We start from the raw sequence: 17,012 nt of genomic DNA, 5'->3' as shown, positions 1-17,012 counted from the left end.
GGAAGCGGGGATTGTTAAGGGGCTGGCGAGCCCCTTAACACGCACGCCAGCAGCGGAGCGGCTGAAACTCCCTGCCGCCTGGCGGGCGGAACCCGCTCAGTGCCGCCTGCGCAGCAGGCTAACCCGTCTGGCGGGCGGAACGCGCTCAGAGCACGTTCGCGCAGCGAACCTGAGCCGTCGGGCGGAACCCGCTCAGAGCACGTTCGCGCAGCGAACCTGAGCCGTCTGGCGGGCGGAACCCCGCTCAGCGCCTGCCTGCGCAGCAGGCAAAACCTACTGCGGATAAGCAACCCAGTCGCCGCCGTTCAGCCGGATCCACGGCTTGCCCTGATACATCATCACCACCGCATTATCATTCTCCGACACCACCGGCGTCTGTGGCAGCTTGTCCGCCAGCACCGACATATTGACGTTCGGCGCGTTAAACACCTGCCCATCCACTACGCGAGAAACCAGCTCGGAAATCGCCAGCAGGCTGGTCGGCGTGTCAATGGCCAGCGGCTGGCCCTGATGCGGCGCTTTCATGCCGACAAACTTAATGCCGACTGGCACATGCGTAATGCTCGGGCTGGGAATATCGCGCAGGCCGGACATCTGCATCTTGTCGCCCTGCAGCGCCGCGCCATGTTCCGGCACCACCAGCACCATTACGCGCCGACCCGACTTCTCCAGATTGGTCAGGAAGGTATCGAGCTGGTCGAACAGCAGCTGCGCGCGCGGCTTCCACGGCGCGGTTTTGGTGCTGCCGAGATCGCGCGTGCCGTCGTGCAGCGGGATCAGGTTATAGAACGTGGCGCTGCGTGCGTCGCTGCTCTTGCTGCGGTCATCCAGCCAGCGCTGCATCAGCTGCGCATCGTTAAATACCGGCGAGCCGTCAAACGAGGTCAGCTCCGGCGCAATGCCCGCCTGCGACATCAGCGGCGCCTGGATATTGCCGTCGTCGCGCAGCTCCTTGAGATAGTTACCAAACACGCCGGTATGGTCCATCATCAGCTGCTCTTTAAAGCCCAGCTTCGCCAGATTCTGAAACAGATAGCAGCTTGCGTCGGTTGGCTTATAGAGATCGCTGTGCGACGTCTGGCCGCAGCTGGCGCGGAGCAGACGGATCCCCGCCGGGCCGCTGTAGCCGGTAGCGGAGTTGTAGTTATTCAGCACAATATCAAAGTGGCGCCACAGCGGATGGCTGCGCAGCTGGGAGACGTCGATGTCCGACCAGGCGAGCGAGCAGATATTTACCACCAGAATATCGAAAGGCTGCGAATCCGCAGGCAGGCTGTCGGGAAAATGGGTCACGCGCTTGCGTTCGCTGTCGTAAAAACGGTTGAGCCAGGCGGTCAGGTTAGCGCTGGTGGGCGGTGCCGACTGATCGAGGCCGTCGGGCGCATCGGCGGCCGGGCGCTGTCCGGCGGCTGGCGTCTGGTTAAGCACCACTTGCGGCGTAGCGGCTTTGGTCGGCAGCAGCGACAGCGCGGGACCGGCGATGGTCAGCACGTTAAGCCAGATCAGCATCAGCGACACCAGCACCGTTACGCGGATCCACTGCGAAATAAACAGATAGAGCACCAACAGCACAAAGGCGGCGCCGACCATCTGCCAGTTGATAAAGCGGTTAACCAGGTCGAGCAGATAGGCGCCGGAGAAACCCGCCACCTGGTCGCCCTGGCTAAGAATGCTTTCCAGGCCCGGCAGCCAGGTATCGTGCCAGAAGAGGCCGATACCGATGGGGATCGATATCCAGCTGCGCAGGCGGTGCAGACGCGGTGAGGGCAGCGGGAACAGCAGCCAGGCCAGAAACACCAGATTGCTCAGGGCGTGGAAATTGAGATAGCCGTACCACAACAGGCCGAACTTGAGCAGAAAGTAGAAATTCCAGCCGCCCAGCCCGCGCCAGTAAGACCACCAGCGGGGAGAAGAAGCGGAAGTCGGTTGATCGTTATTCATTAATGATTTGCATCCTTTTTCGAGGATTTACGCTGCCAGTAGCCTTCAGACTTTAGCGCACGCGCAGGCAGCAGGCGAGTCAACATTCCGTTCCAGCGGCGCGGCAGCCATTGCCGGTATAAAGGCTTTAAAAACAGTAAGATGACCAGCACCAGCAGCGCAATCTGCACCCAGTCCATCAGGTTCATCAGCTTTTCATCTCCGGCAGTAAAGTAATCGGCTGGGGCGTGCTGCGTTCGCGCGTTTCCGCCGGTTCGTCAGCGCGCTGCGTCAGCGGGATTGGTAGCGTCATATCCTGCAGCGCATTCGGCGTCAGGTTTTTTATGTTGTTGATTTCGGCAAGAATTTGGTTGTCCTCAAACCAGACCATTCGGTTGGCGAAAAGCTCGTCGTGCGGCAGCGAAAAGATAAATTTCAGCGCCTTATCAAGATCGTTATAGCGGCAGGAAGAGAGAAACAGGATGACGCGATCGTCCAGCACCGTCACCAGATCGCCGAAGCGGCGCGGCTTGCACAGCGTCAGGATCTGCTGCGGTGTGAGCTGCGGCACCGGGCGCAGCGCGACCAGCAGGCCTTTGTCGTTATCCGGCAGCAGGGTGTTGCCGATCAGCTGCCCCACCGCCTGACAGAAGGCGTCGAGGGGCAGGTAGCCTTTCTCCTGCAGCGGCTGTAGCGCGGCGGTCAGTGCGTCCAGGTTAGCCGGCACGTGGCGGTTGAAAACCTGACCCTGCAGGCCCTCCAGCGTGGTCAAAAAGCGTGACAGGGCGGCGCTGGCGGAGACGATGGCGCTGACGCCGCACGCCATCAGCAGGCGTTCGTCGCTGTAGCGCAGGCTGGTGCCCATCTCGCGCACCACAATTTTCAAGCCGTTGCCGCGCGCGCGGCGCAGGCTGTGCACCATTTTCGCCAGCTCGCCGATCAGGTCGCTGCGGCTCAGGCTGAAAATCACCGTCGCGGCGCTCGCCTGCTGAGCGCGCAAAAATACCTGTTCATTATCATCAAACAGCTGCCACTGACGCGAAAGAGGCGGCGCGCCCTCCAGCACTATTTTATCGGCAAGATAGTGCTGCTCGTCGTTTAAGCTAAGCGGCTCCTGCTTTTCATTTTCATTTACGGCGTAAAAGCGATCGTCTTTGCAGTCAAGATGAATAGCGCGGTCGGCGAGCAACCGATCGCCGGCATACCACCAGTTAATTCGATATTGCCAGCTATCCTGTTGAAAGGCTAAATGCGCCAGGCCATCAAGCTGGCGAAAATAACGCTGAAGATTATTACGCAGGTTAATTATTGTTGCGCCAGAGGTGACCATTAAAAGCGTCATCTGCTTTTTAATCAGCACCCGGCGCATGCGCTTTATCCACGAGGTTAACTCCACGTCGTCGAGTTTATCCCACTGCGCCGCGCTGCTGTTAAAAATGACCAGCCCATTTTTACTGCCGAGCTTGCGGGAAAAGTCGCTCTCCAGACGCAGCAGGCTGCTTTTGTTTTTAGGAAGAGAAAACAAGGGGATACGGTCAGGTCCGCCCAGTGGGTCAGGCGTCAGCAGATCGCGCGGCTTTTCGTCTGCGCTGATAAGAGTGACGGATTGCTGCGCCAGGACCGCCTGACGAATAAAAGCGCGCGCATCTTCCTGACGCGCGCAGGTTACCCAATAACAGCCGGGCGTTTGCAATACCGTTAATTCAGGCTGAACCTGCAACAGCCCCAGCGCAAAGGAATTTTTCATATTGAATTCGCGATTTGTTCAGTCCAGGCTAGCTTATTATAGACAGGGCAGGATGCAACCTGAGAAATTTAAAAATACGTTATGACAGACGGGTTCGCATTGATCTATCATCGCGCCGATTCAGGCTGCGTCGATTTAACGCCTGCGTGAATATAAACACCTTTTACCCGACGTTGTTTTATCCGTGGCGAAAAGTAATGAAAAATGAAACTGCTTATACTCTGGTCGCTTCTGACGGCCAACGTCAGGATGATATTAGCGCCTTGCGCGACGCTTTTTCCCTGCAGGCTTTTCGCTATATCGATATTGCCCGGGAAGAGCGGCTGGCGAACATTGTCACCCGCTGGCCGCTGCTAGCCGAAACCTCGGCGAAACAGCCGGGACGGTCGCGCTAATGCCGCTGATCGCGCTGCAGGGCGTACGCGGCGGGACGGGCGCGACTTCGATCGTCGCGGCGCTCGGCTGGGCGCTGACGGCGCTGGGCGAGAGCGTGCTGTTGATTGACGGCTCTCCGTCGAGCCAGCTTGGCGCCCACTTTAACCTGCCCGCGCTGCCGCAAAAAGGGTGGATGCAGGCGCTGCTCGGCGGCGACGCCTGGCAGAGCGCTGCGCTGCGCTACCCCGATGGCCCTGATCTGCTGCCTCATGGCGCGCTGACTCATCAGAAAGATTTTACATTGCTGCGTCAGGAGGCCGCGGTCGCTGCGCCGCTGCTCGACGCGCTGACGGATCTGCAGCGTCGCTATCGCTGGATAATTTTTGATCTGCCTGCGGATTCGTTGCCCTGGCATGAGGCTCTCTATCCGCGGCTCGACGGCGTGGTGCGCGTGCTGACGCCTGACGCCAACTGTCATCTCCGCCTGTATCAGCAGGCTTTTACGCCGCATACGCGCTTTCTGATCAATCAGTTCAACGCCAACAGCCGCCTGCAGCAGGATCTGCATCAGCTGTGGGTCGCGTCGCTGAATAACCTGATCCCGCTGCTTATCCACCGCGACGAAGCGCTGGCGGAAGCGCTGATGATGAAGCAGCCGGTAGGGGAGTACCGTCCCCATGCGCTGGTCAGCGAAGAGATCACCACGCTGGCCAACTGGCTGCTGCTCCATCTGAACGGAGAGCAGCCGTGAATCCGCTGCGCTGGCTGCTGATCGCGCCGGTCTGGCAGGCGCTGCGTTCGCGCCACGTTGCGGCGCGCGAGCGCGGCGCGTCCCGCTTCGCCAGCGGCCTGAATCTGTTCTGGTGCGCGCTGGGCTGGGCGCTGCTGCGTTTTGAGACGCCGGGCTGGCAGCGCATTATTCAGGATCGCCGCCGTCTCTATCCGCATATCTCGCCGGAGCGCCCGCGCCCGTTAGATATTCTGCGCTATCTGGTGCAGACGCTGTGGCTGATGGTTATCCTGCCGCAGGACAGCAGCGGCCGCAGCGAGCGTCAGCGTTTTAAAGGCTTCCTGCCGCTGTTTCGCTGGCGGCAGCGCGGCTATCAGTGGCTCGATACGCTCTCCGCGCGCGTTCAGAATGGCAACGTCGACGCGCGTCTCGAACAGCGGCTGCAGCGGCTCTCGCCGCTGGCGCGCCGCCTCGTTTTTATCGGCGCGGCGCTGTTCGCTTCGCTGCTGGCGCTGCTCTGCATCAGCCAGCCGTTCGGGCTAATGACGCAGTTTATTTTCGTGGTGCTGCTCTGGAGCCTGGCGATGCTGGTACGGCGCGTGCCGGGCCGCTTCCCGACCATGATGCTGATCGTGCTGTCGCTGACCGTCTCCTGTCGCTATCTGTGGTGGCGCTATACCTCGACGCTCAACTGGGACGATCCGCTTAGCCTGATATTCGGGCTGCTGCTGATCGCCGCGGAAACCTACGCCTGGGTGGTGCTGGTGCTGGGCTATTTTCAGACGCTGTGGCCGCTTAACCGTCAGCCGGTCTCGATGCCAGCCACGCTCGATCGGTGGCCGAGCGTCGATCTGCTGGTGCCGACCTACAACGAGCCGCTCAGCGTGGTGAAGCCGACGATTTACGCGGCAATGGGCATCGACTGGCCGAAAGACCGGCTCAATATCTATCTGCTCGACGACGGCGACCGCGAAGAGTTTCGCGCGTTCGCCGCCAGCGTCGGCGTGAACTACGTGGTGCGTCCGACGCACGAGCACGCCAAGGCGGGCAATATCAACCATGCGCTAAAAACGCGCTGCCGCAGCGAGTTTGTCTCGATTTTCGACTGCGACCACGTGCCGACGCGCGCCTTCCTGCAGATGACCATCGGCTGGTTTATCAAAGATCCGAAGCTGGCAATGCTGCAGACGCCGCATCACTTCTTCTCGCCCGATCCCTTTGAGCGCAATCTGGGCCGCTTCCGTCGCACGCCGAACGAAGGCTCGCTGTTTTACGGCCTGGTGCAGGACGGCAACGATACCTGGGACGCCACCTTCTTTTGCGGCTCCTGCGCCGTGCTGCGCCGCAGCGCGCTGGATGAGATCGGCGGCATCGCGGTGGAAACCGTGACCGAAGATGCGCACACTTCGCTGCGCCTGCATCGTCTCGGCTACGCCTCGGCCTATATCCGTATTCCGCAGGCGGCGGGGCTGGCGACCGAGAGCCTGTCGGCGCATATCGGCCAGCGTATCCGCTGGGCGCGCGGCATGGTGCAGATTTTCCGTCTCGATAACCCCCTGTTTGGCAAGGGCCTGAAGTGGGTACAGCGGCTCTGCTACGCCAACGCCATGCTGCATTTCCTCTCTGGCATTCCGCGCCTGATCTTCCTGCTGGCGCCGCTGGCGTTTCTGCTCTGCCACGCCTACATCATCTACGCGCCCGCGCTGGCCATCGCGATCTACGTGCTGCCGCATATGCTGCATACCAGCCTCACTAACTCCCGCATTCAGGGGCGCTGGCGTCACTCTTTCTGGAGCGAGGTGTATGAAACCGTGCTGGCCTGGTATATCGCCCGGCCGACCACCGTGGCGCTGTTCAACCCGCACAAAGGCAAGTTCAACGTGACGGCGAAAGGCGGCCTGGTGGAAGAGCACCATCTCGACTGGGTGATCACCAAACCCTATATGTTCCTGGTGCTGCTCAACCTGGCGGGCGTGGCGATGGCGTTCTGGCGCATGCACTACGGGCCGGCTAACGAGGTGCTGACGGTCTGGGTAAGCCTGGTGTGGGTCATCTACAACATGGTGATCCTCGGCGGCGCGGTCGCGGTTTCCGTCGAGGCGCGGCAGATCCGCGAGGCGCACCGCGTGGAGATCGCCATGCCCGCCGCCATCGCGCGCGAAGATGGCCATATGCTGCCCTGTACGCTGCGCGACTACTCCGACGGCGGCGTCGGCGTCGAACTGCGCGAGGCGAATGCGCTGAAGGAAGATGAGAAAGTCTGGCTGCTGCTGCGCCGCGGCCAGCAGGAGTTCAGCTTTCCGTGCCGCGTGCAGCGCGTCTTCGGCCTGCGCGCCGGTATTCGTCTGCATCAGCTGACAACCCAGCAGCATATCGAATTTATCCAGTGCACCTTCGCCCGCGCCGATACCTGGGCGCTGTGGCAGGACGGTTTCCCGGAGGATAAACCGGTGCAGAGCCTTGCCGATATCATGATCCTCGGTTTTAAAGGCTATCTGCGCCTGGCGGAATATGGTCCGCCGCAGTTACGTCGGCTGTTTAATCTGCTTACCACTGGGGTGGGCTGGCTGGCCTCGCTGCTGCCGCAGGGCACTGGACGGGCGCCGGCTTCAAAAAACGTATTGAGTTGATGATATGACGATGACGAGAGTAAACGGTTGGTTTACCGCCCTGCTGCTGGGCACCGCAACGCTAAGCTGTGCCGCTGCGCAGGACGCCGCCTCGGCGAATCCTGCCGAGGCGGTGCCGGTTCAGGCCGCGCCCCAGAATCCCGGCGCGCCGCTGCGCGACAGCCGGCTCGACTTTACCCAGCTGGCGCCGCCGCCGGGCAGCATGACGCTGCGCGGCTCGCAGCCGAGCGGCCAGATTGAGTTCGGCGTGCGCAGCGACGAGGTGGTGACGCGCGCGCTGCTTAATCTCAGCTATCGTCCCTCGCCCGCGCTGCTGCCGACGCTGTCACAGCTCAAGGTCTACCTCAATGATGAGCTGATCGGCCTGATCACCGTTACGCCGGAGCAGCTCGGCAAAGCGATCCAGACCCAGCTGGCGATCGATCCCCGCTTTATCAGCGACTTCAACCGCGTGCGCTTTGAGCTGGTGGGCCACTACGCCAACGTGTGCGAAAACCCGGCTAACAGCACCATCTGGCTCGATATTGGCAAAGAGAGCGGCCTCGACTTAACGCTGCAGAAGCTGCCGCTGAAAAACGATCTGTCGCACTTTCCTGAGCCCTTCTTCGACGCGCGCGACACCCGCCCGCTGACGCTGCCGGTGGTCTTCGCCGCGCAGCCGGACGTGGCACAGCAGCGCGCAGCCGCGATGCTCGCCTCCTGGTTCGGCAGCAAAGCGGCGTGGCGCGGCCAGAACTTCCCGGTGCTCTACAACCAGCTGCCGCCGCAGCAGCATGCGGTGGTGTTCGCCACCAACGACGCGCGTCCGGACTTTCTGAAAGATCTGCCGCCGGTGAACAAACCCACGGTGGAAATCGTCAGCCAGCCCGACAATCCTTATGAAAAAATGCTGCTGATTCTGGGACGCAACGATGAGGATCTGCTGACGGCGGTGCAGGGCATCGCCCAGGGCGAGCTGCTGCTGCGCGGCGATACCTCTACCATCGACAGCGTCAATCTGCAGGCGCCGCGTAAAGCCTACGACGCGCCGAACTGGGTGCGAACCGACCGGCGCACCACATTCGCCGAGCTGACGCAGTATGAGAATCAGCTGCAGTCCGACGGCATGCAGCTCAACCCCATCAGCCTGACGCTCAACCTGCCGCCCGATCTCTTCATGGTGCGCGCGCGCGGCATCGATATGGATCTGAGCTATCGCTACACCGCCCCGTTCCAGGCGGACGGCTCGCGGCTGGCGGTCCATCTGAACAACCAGTTTATTCAGGATTATCCGCTGCCGCCGAAAAACACCGCCGGTCAGCAGCTGCTGCATATTCCGCTCATTCAGGGGCTGCAGGACAATAACCGCCAGCTGACCATTCCAGCGCTGCGCCTCGGCGTGGTCAACCAGCTGCGTTTCGACTTCGACTACGCCAGCACCACGATCGGCGGCACGGCCGACGGGCGCTGCGAAACCGTGACGCCGGTCAGCCATCACGCAGTGGTGGACGGCAGCTCCAGCGTCGATTTCTCCGGCTACCGTCACTATATCGAAATGCCTTCGCTGCGCGCGTTCGCGGGCGCGGGGTTCCCCTTCACGCGCTACGCCGATCTGGCGCAAACGCTGGTGCTGGTGCAGCCGAAGCCTGACGCGCAGCAGGTCGGCACGCTGCTCAACGCGCTGGGCAATATTGGCGCGCAGACCGGCTATCCGGCGCTGCGGGTGCAGTTCAGCGACGACTGGAGCAAGGCGAAGTCGCAGGACGCCGATCTGCTGATGATCGGCGACATCCCGAAAGATCTGCAGGATGACCGCCGGATCGCGGCGCTGGTCGACGCCGCGGGCAGCTGGATAAAAACCCCAGCGCGTCAGGCGGCCATGGATGCCGGCAGCGTCAGCGACGCCGATCGCACGGCAGAAAGCACCACCGCTATCGGCTCACGCGGCCCGCTGGCGACGGTGATCGGCTTCCAGTCGCCGTTCAACGATCAGCGCAGCGTGGTGGCGCTTCTGGCCGACGGCAGCCCACGCAGCTGGCAGCTGCTGAACGATGCGCTGACCGACAGCGGCAAGCGCGCCGCGATCTTCGGCTCCGCCGCTATTATTCGCGAGTCGGGCGTTAACAGCCTGCGCGTCGGCGACAACTATTTCGTCGGCCATCTTCCCTGGTGGGAACGCCTGTGGTCGATGCTGGCGACCCATCCGTTCTGGCTGGCGCTCTGCGCGGTGATTGTCGTGGTGCTGTTTGCGCTGATGACCTGGCGCCTGATGCGCATCATTACGCGCCGCCGTCTGCTTGACGATGAAGATGAATAAATCGAGCGCGCTGCGGGCGAGCCTGTTGCTGAGCGGCGTGCTGGGCGCGCTGCCGGGTCTGGCCGCGCCCGGCGCCGGGCCGGAAGTCTCGCCGGTGGCGTGGCTGCTGTCGCAGGTGCGCACTGGCGAATCGACCAACAAATACGATCTGGTGCAGCAGGCGCTCTACCGGCTGGAGAAGATCGATCCCGATAATCCGCAGGTGCTGGCGGCGCGTCTGCGTCTGGCGCTGCATCAGGGCGATGTTGCCGCCGCGCAGACGCTGCTGGCGCAGTTGAAAAAGGTCGCGCCTGACTCGGCGGCGACGCGCGAGTCCGCCGTCGGCCTGGCGCTCATCTCCTCTGATGGGCGCCAGAAGCTGCAGGAGGCGCGCCTGTTCGCCACGTCCGGTCGCCTCGCGGAAGCGAAAAGCGCCTACGACGCGCTGTTCAACGGCGTCTTTCCCGACGCGAATATTGCGCTGGAGTACTGGCGACTGCTGGCGCGTATACCAGGCCAGGAGGGTGTGGCGTATCAGCAACTCCAGGCGCTGGAACAGCGCTATCCCGGTAATGTCGGCGTTGAGCTGCAGCTTGCCCGCATGGCGTTCGACCGCCAGCAGTCGGCCCAGGCGGTCGAGCAGCTGAAGCAGCTGGCGAAAAGCAGCGCCGGACGCGACGCCGCAGCAGATCTCTGGCTACAGCAGATCAACAATCAGCCGGTGAGCGACAGCAGCGTGGCGCAGCTGAAAGCCTATCTTGAGGTCTTCACCGACGGCGACGCGCAGAAGCAGGGCCAGGAGGCGCTGGCGAAGCAGCAGGCGCTGCTCGCCGATCCCGCCTACCGCGAGCGTATGCGCGGCCTGGCGCTGGTGGACGCGGGCGGCGGCGCTGAGGCTATCGCCGCCCTGAACGCTGCGCTCAAGGCGAACCCCAACGATGCCGACCTGATGGGCGCGATGGGCCAGGCGCAGGCGCGCGCGAATAACCGTGCCGCCGCCGTTCTGTGGCTGGAGCGTGCGATTCAGGCGGGTCAGCAGAGCACGCAGGTGGGCAAGTGGCAGTCGCTGCTGCAGACCAACCGCTACTGGCAGGCGATCGACGAGGGCGACAAGGCGCTGGCGCAGCACGACCTCGACGGCGCGGAGCAACACTATCGCGAGGCGCAGGCGCTCGACAGCCGCGACAGCTACGCCCTGATTGGCCTTGGCGATGTGGCGCTGGCGCGCAGCAATGCGCAGAGCGCCGAGCAGCTCTGGCAGCGCGCGCTGCGGCTCGACGCCAGCAACACCACCGCGGTTCGGCGCCTGGCAGGGCTTTATCAGACCCAGTCACCGGCGCGCGCTATGGCCTTTATTAACGGTCTGCCCGCCGCGCAGCAGCGCGCGCTGGCCGACACGCTGCGATCTTTACGCAGCGACAGCCTGCGCGCCGAAGCTGACGCGCTGGCGCAGCAGAGCCGCTGGCAAGAGGCGGCGGAGAAATATCGCCAGGCACAGGCGCTGTCGCCGGACGACGTCTGGCTCAGCTACCGTCTGGCTGGTGCGCTGCGCAACGGCGGCGCAGCGCAGCAGGCGGACGCGGTTATGGCGGCGCTGCAGCAGCAGCATCCGCAGGACGCGACCGCGCTCTACGCGTCGGCGCTCTATCTCTCCGGCAATGATAACGACGAGGCGGCGCTGGCCACCCTGCGCCGCCTGCCGCAGGCGCAGTGGAGCAGCAATATGCGCGAGCTGGCGGATCGCCTGACGCAGAACAGGCTGTTCGCACGCGCCGAGGCGCTACGCGCGGCAGGGCAGGAGAGCGACGCCATCACGCTGCTGCGTCAGCAACCCGCCTCCAGCCGCCGCGATTTGACGCTGGCCGACTGGGCGCTGGCGCGCGGCGACGCGCAGCAGGCGCTTGAGGCCTATCAGCAGGTGCTGGAGCGGGACGCCAACAACGGCGACGCGTCGCTCGGGCGTATCGACGCGCTGGTGGCGCTGAAGCGCAACCGCGAGGCGCGCACGGCGCTGAAGGCGCTGCCGCCCGCGCAGGCGAGCCTGAACGGCGATCGCCGCGTGGCGCTGGCGTGGCAGGCGGTCGGCGATGTCACCCAGGCCGCGGCGCTGTTCGCGGGCCTGAAGCCGCGCGCTGCGGCGCAGCCGCCTTCGCAGGAGAAAGCGCTGGTGTTTCGCGATGCGGCGCGGCTGGAACGCATGCAGCGGCAGCCTGACGCCGCGCTGGCCGATTATCAGCAGGCGATGGTCGCCAGCGGCATCGGCGACAGCAAAAATGTCAGCCGCTTAACGCGCAATAACCCGCAGGATGACTGGCTGAAGCGCAGCATCCGCAGCGACACTGCCGATCTCTATCGCCAGCAGGAGACCACGCTGATGCTGGAGCAGGATTATTCGCGCAACAAGGGCACCGCCGGCGTCTCCGATTTTACCGCCCATACCACTATGCTGCAGGCGGAAACACCGCTTGCCGACGGGCGTGGCTTCTTCCGGCTCGATCGCGTTCAGCTCTCGGCGGGCACCTTCTCTACCAATAACGGCGCCTTTGACCAAACCTTCGGCAGCTGCGACGACGCCAACTCAGGCGGCTGTAGCCGCTACGCCAGTCAGCGCGACGAAGGCACCGCGCTGGGCGTCGGCTGGGGCAATGACGTCTGGTCGGCGGACCTCGGCACCACGCCGCTCGGCTTTGAGGTCACCAACTGGGTCGGCGGCCTCAGCTGGAAAACCGACGTCAACGCGCTCGGGGTGACGCTCACCGCCTCGCGGCGGCCCATTTCCAGCTCGCTGCTCGCCTGGGCGGGCGCGCGCGATCCGGCGGCCAACGGCGGCAAAACCTGGGGCGGCGTGGTGGCGACCGGCGGCAGCGTCGGGCTGAGCTACGATCGCGGCGGCGCGCACGGCGTCTGGGCCGATATCAGCGCGCATCAGATCACCGGCGAGAACGTGGCGGACAACAGCCGCGAGCGGCTGATGGCGGGCTATTACTACAAGGTAATCAATAGCGATAATCGCCGCGCCACGGTGGGTCTCAACACCATGCTCTGGCATTATCAGAAGGATCTCAGCGACTACACTTTCGGTCAGGGCGGCTACTACAGCCCGCAGTCGTATCTCTCGCTTTCCGTGCCCGTGACCTGGCGGCAGCGCACCGAGAACTGGTCGTTCAATCTGGGCGGCTCGGTCTCCTGGTCGCACTCGAAAACCGACGCGCAGCAGCGCTATCCGGTTAATCCCGGCTTCACGCTGGCGAGCAATCCGACCTCGGCGAGCAGCAGCGGAGGCGGCGTCGGCTATACGTTACAGGCTGTGGTCGAGCGCCGCGTAACGCCGCACTGGTTTATCGGCGCAGGCGTCGATATTCAGCAGGCGAAGGACTATACGCCAAGCCATGGGCTGCTCTATGTGCGTTACTCCGCCGCCGGCTGGGATGGCGATCTCGATATGCCGCCGGAGCCGTTAATTCCTTACGCCGATTTCAAATAATCGTCGTCCCGCGCAAAACTCGGACTCTGACCGACAGTAAAAAAAGCGAGTTTCAGGATATACTTGCTGCGCATTTTCCTGTCTGATAGCTGTGCTTTTTAGCCTGGAGAAGATTTTGCGCGTCAGCCGTTCACTTACGATAAAGCAAATGGCGACGGTATCCGCGGTGGCGCTGATTACCGTTTCTATCTTTATCGTCATTCAACTGTTTCATTTTGTGCAGCAGCGCAGGATTGACTATGCCCAGCAGATGGAGAATATCGCCCATACGGTGCGCCAGCCGCTCTCCGAAGCGGTCTTAAAAGCGGACATCGCGCAGGCCGAGCGGATTCTGCAAACCCTGAAGCCTGCGGGCGTCCTGTCGCGTGCTGACGTGGTGCTGCCCAACGCCTTTCAGGCGCTGCACGCCAGTTTCGAAAACGAAAAGCCCATCCCGCTGTTTATCGCCCGCCTGTTCGAACTGCCGGTGCAGATTACCCTGCCGCTCTATTCGGTGGAGAGCAGCGGCTCGCCCAAGCCGCTCGCCTATCTGGTGCTGCAGGCGAATTCAACGCGCGTTTACCAGTTTATCCTCAGTACCGTCTCCACCATGGTCACCACCTATCTGCTGCTGGCGCTGATCCTGTCGGTGGCGATCAGCTGGTGTATCAACCGGCTGGTGGTGCATCCGCTGCGCCGCATCTCGCGCGAGCTGCAGGAGCTGCCGCCGCAGGCGATCCTGACCCACAAGCTGGCGCTGCCCGCCAGCCATCGCGACGATGAGATTGGCATGCTGATCCGCAGCTATAACCGCAACCAGCAGGTGCTGGAGTCGGTACATGATGAGATGAGCCGGCTGACCACCCATTATGCCGTTACCGATCTGCCCAATCGCGCGCTCTTTCTGGCGCTGCTCGACCAGCATATCCGCAGCCACAGCAAAGGGTTCGGGCTGATGGTGATCCGCATCGAAACGCTGCAGGAAGCCAACGGTGTGCTGAGCGACGAGCAGCGCGATACCCTGATGCTGACGCTGGTCGAGAAGATCCGCAGCACCGTCGATGACCATACGCTGCTGGCGCAGACCGGGCCGAGCGACTTCGCGCTGCTGATGAAGCGCGCCGGTACGCCGTTTCGCGCCATGCGCCTGGCGCGCAATCTGATGATCCGTCTGAACCAGCCGGTGACGCTGCACCAGCTGCAGCTTCGTCCCAACGCCAGCATCGGCCTGGCGCTTTCTGACGAAGAGCCGCTCACCGCCAACGAGCAGCTCGACCGCGCCACTTCGGCAATGATGTCGGCGCGCCATCTGGGCAAGAACCAGGTCCTCTTTTTTGACGCGGCGCTGACCGAGCGCGCGCAGAAGCGCCTGACGCAGGAGCATGACATTCTGCAGGGGCTGCAGGACGAGCAGTTCAGGCTATTTTTACAGCCGCAAATCAACATGCAGACCGGGGAGCTGGCCGGCGCCGAGGCGCTGCTGCGCATGCGTATGCCGGACGGCAGCTACGGCCTGACGGAAGAGTTTATCGCCAGCGCCGAGGAGATCGGCGTTATCAGCGCCATCGGACGCTGGGTGTTCGAAGAGGCGTGCCGCATTCTCGCCGGCTGGCAGAAGCGCGGTGTAGTTATCCCGCTCAGCGTTAACATCTCTGCCGTGCAGCTGCGCGACGTCAGCATGGTGCATCATCTGCAAAGCCTGCTGCAGCGCCATCAGATCGCGCCAGGCAGCTTTGTGCTGGAGATTACCGAAACCGCGCAGATGGGCGATGCTGAAATGGCGATGGCGCTGCTGCGTTCGCTACAAACGGTGGGCGTCGCGGTGGCGCTGGACGATTTCGGTATGGGCTACTCCAATCTCAACTATCTGCATCAGTTCAAATCGCTGCCGGTCAGCAAGTTAAAGATGGATCGCAGCTTTGTCGCCGCGCTGCCAGATGATGACACCATGGTGCGCATCGTCGCGGCCATCGCCGAAATTATCGATCTCGACGTGATTGCCGAAGGGGTGGAGACCGCCGAGCAGCGCGACTGGCTGCTGGCGCGCGGCATTCATATCGGTCAGGGCTATCTTTACGCCGAGGCGCTGCCGCTGGAACGCTTTACCGAGACCTGGCTACCGGCGTCTGTCGACAGCGAAGATACCTCTGCCGCTGAGGAGTAGGCGATCGGTCGATCGCTTCCTGACTCTTTTCTCGCGGACGCCAGTCGTCGCCTGATTCGTTGATTTTTCGCATTTTTTAGTTACAAAAGGTCCGGCTGAAGCGTTTCAGTTCATAGTTGCGTTTCCAGAAATCCCCCCGCCTTTGTAAGCCTGTATTAATCCCGTTAACAGGGTGTTATTTTTTGCCAACCGCCAGCGCCGGGGCGCGCGCTGCCTGCGGGGGACAATAAAACGACAACCTCACAACCCTGTTGTAGTGGACACCTGCTATGAAAACCTCACTGTTTAAAAGCCTCTATTTTCAGGTGCTGTTAGCCATCGGCATCGGCGTTCTGTTAGGCCATTTCTATCCGGAGTTAGGCGCGCAAATGAAGCCGCTTGGCGATGGCTTCGTCAAGCTGATCAAGATGATCATCGCGCCCGTGATTTTCTGTACGGTCGTGACCGGGATTGCCGGCATGGAGAGCATGAAAGCGGTGGGGCGTACCGGTGCGGTCGCGCTGCTCTATTTTGAAATCGTCAGCACCATCGCCCTGATTATCGGTCTGGTGGTAGTCAACGTCCTGCAGCCAGGCGTCGGCATGAACGTCGATCCGGCGACGCTGGATGCGAAAGCGGTCGCGGTCTATGCCCAGCAGGCGGAACAGCAGGGCGTCATCGCCTTCCTGCTGGACGTCATTCCAGGCAGCGTTATTGGCGCCTTCGCCAGCGGCAATATCCTGCAGGTGCTGCTGTTTGCGATTCTGTTCGGCTTCGCGCTGCATCGCCTCGGCAGCGCCGGCACGGTGATCTTTAACGTGATTGAGAGCTTTTCGAAGGTCATCTTCGGCATCATCAATATGATTATGCGCCTCGCCCCTATCGGCGCATTCGGCGCCATGGCTTTCACCATTGGTAAATATGGCGTCGGATCACTGGTGCAGCTCGGTCAGCTTATCATCTGCTTCTATATCACCTGCGTGCTGTTCGTGGTGGTAGTACTGGGGCTTATCGCACGCGTCGCCGGTTTCAATATTTTCCGCTTCGTTGCCTATATCAAAGAAGAGCTGCTGATCGTGCTCGGCACCTCCTCCTCTGAGTCGGCGCTGCCGCGCATGCTGGATAAGATGGAGAAGCTGGGCTGTAAGAAATCGGTGGTGGGGCTGGTGATCCCGACCGGCTACTCATTTAATCTCGACGGCACCTCGATTTATCTGACCATGGCGGCGGTGTTTATTGCCCAGGCGACCAACGCACACATGGACATCTTCCATCAGATTACCCTGCTGGTGGTGCTGCTGCTCTCGTCGAAGGGCGCGGCGGGCGTGACCGGCAGCGGCTTTATCGTGCTGGCGGCGACGCTGTCGGCGGTGGGCCATCTGCCGGTGGCGGGCCTGGCGCTAATCCTCGGCATCGACCGCTTTATGTCCGAAGCGCGCGCGCTGACTAACCTGGTCGGCAACGGCGTGGCGACGGTGGTCGTGGCGAAGTGGGTGGGCCAGCTGGATGAAAGCCAGCTGAAAGCAACGCTTGCCCGCAAGGCGAACGCGAAAAACGTACCGGAAACCTCTGCTTAAGTACGGCTTTACAGCAAAATCCCTCTAAATGCCCGCTGTCGCTTGCCCTGACAGCGGGCATTTGCATAATAATGCCCACCTGTTTTTTTTATGATTTTTCACTTCGTTGCGCGACTTCCTGGCCTTCACGTGGTCAAAGACTCTGTTGTCGA

The 17,012-nt window shown here is 62.2% G+C and carries 10 protein-coding genes; 7 read left to right on the top strand and 3 right to left on the bottom strand.

The genetic code is table 11. The features are described 5' to 3' along the window. Positions 1–273: 273 nt before the first annotated feature. The 3 genes from bcsG to bcsE are packed head-to-tail and all read right to left on the bottom strand — an operon-like array spanning position 274 to position 3,667. On the bottom strand, positions 274–1,941 hold the full coding sequence (bcsG, locus tag ACR6A7_RS18350) for a cellulose biosynthesis protein BcsG (protein WP_434126641.1): 1,668 nt from the start codon (positions 1,939–1,941) through the stop codon (positions 274–276). Next, positions 1,941–2,129 carry a cellulose biosynthesis protein BcsF gene (gene bcsF / locus ACR6A7_RS18345; protein WP_434126639.1) on the bottom strand — a complete coding sequence of 63 codons (189 nt, stop codon included), beginning with the start codon at positions 2,127–2,129 and terminating at the stop codon, positions 1,941–1,943. The genes bcsG and bcsF overlap by 1 nt, the downstream gene beginning before the upstream one ends. Then, positions 2,129–3,667 (bottom strand): cellulose biosynthesis protein BcsE, encoded by a 1,539-nt coding sequence (gene bcsE, locus ACR6A7_RS18340; protein WP_434126637.1) that lies wholly within the window; start codon positions 3,665–3,667, stop codon positions 2,129–2,131. Before bcsE ends, bcsF begins: the two co-directional genes overlap by 1 nt. A 197-nt stretch (positions 3,668–3,864) precedes the next feature. Here bcsE and bcsR point away from each other — a divergent pair, with 197 nt between their 5' ends. From bcsR to ACR6A7_RS18305, 7 genes are all read left to right on the top strand, one after another. Next, positions 3,865–4,062, top strand: coding sequence for a cellulose biosynthesis protein BcsR (gene bcsR, locus ACR6A7_RS18335; protein ID WP_434126635.1), 198 nt, complete (start codon positions 3,865–3,867; stop codon positions 4,060–4,062). Then, positions 4,062–4,793 carry a cellulose biosynthesis protein BcsQ gene (bcsQ, locus tag ACR6A7_RS18330; protein ID WP_434126633.1) on the top strand — a complete coding sequence of 244 codons (732 nt, stop codon included), beginning with the start codon at positions 4,062–4,064 and terminating at the stop codon, positions 4,791–4,793. Before bcsR ends, bcsQ begins: the two co-directional genes overlap by 1 nt. Further along, positions 4,790–7,402 carry a UDP-forming cellulose synthase catalytic subunit gene (gene bcsA, locus ACR6A7_RS18325; protein WP_434126632.1) on the top strand — a complete coding sequence of 871 codons (2,613 nt, stop codon included), beginning with the start codon at positions 4,790–4,792 and terminating at the stop codon, positions 7,400–7,402. The genes bcsQ and bcsA overlap by 4 nt, the downstream gene beginning before the upstream one ends. Positions 7,403–7,406: 4 nt before the next feature. Next, the gene (bcsB, locus tag ACR6A7_RS18320; RefSeq protein WP_434126630.1) at positions 7,407–9,698 is read left to right on the top strand and encodes a cellulose biosynthesis cyclic di-GMP-binding regulatory protein BcsB; all 2,292 of its coding nucleotides are present in this window, start codon (positions 7,407–7,409) and stop codon (positions 9,696–9,698) included. Next, on the top strand, positions 9,691–13,161 hold the full coding sequence (gene bcsC / locus ACR6A7_RS18315; protein ID WP_434126628.1) for a cellulose synthase complex outer membrane protein BcsC: 3,471 nt from the start codon (positions 9,691–9,693) through the stop codon (positions 13,159–13,161). Before bcsB ends, bcsC begins: the two co-directional genes overlap by 8 nt. A 115-nt stretch (positions 13,162–13,276) precedes the next feature. Further along, entirely contained in the window at positions 13,277–15,304 is a 2,028-nt protein-coding gene (hmsP, locus tag ACR6A7_RS18310) for a biofilm formation regulator HmsP (RefSeq protein ID WP_434126627.1), read from the top strand. A 269-nt stretch (positions 15,305–15,573) separates the two neighbouring features. Further along, positions 15,574–16,860, top strand: coding sequence for a dicarboxylate/amino acid:cation symporter (locus tag ACR6A7_RS18305; protein ID WP_434126625.1), 1,287 nt, complete (start codon positions 15,574–15,576; stop codon positions 16,858–16,860). The last annotated feature ends 152 nt before the right edge of the window (positions 16,861–17,012 follow it).

The sequence above is a fragment of the Pantoea phyllosphaerae genome, assembly GCF_051025595.1.
Lineage (GTDB): Bacteria > Pseudomonadota > Gammaproteobacteria > Enterobacterales > Enterobacteriaceae > Pantoea.
The sequence above is the reverse complement of the archived record's forward strand: the minus strand, read 5'-3'. Positions and strand labels throughout refer to the sequence as shown.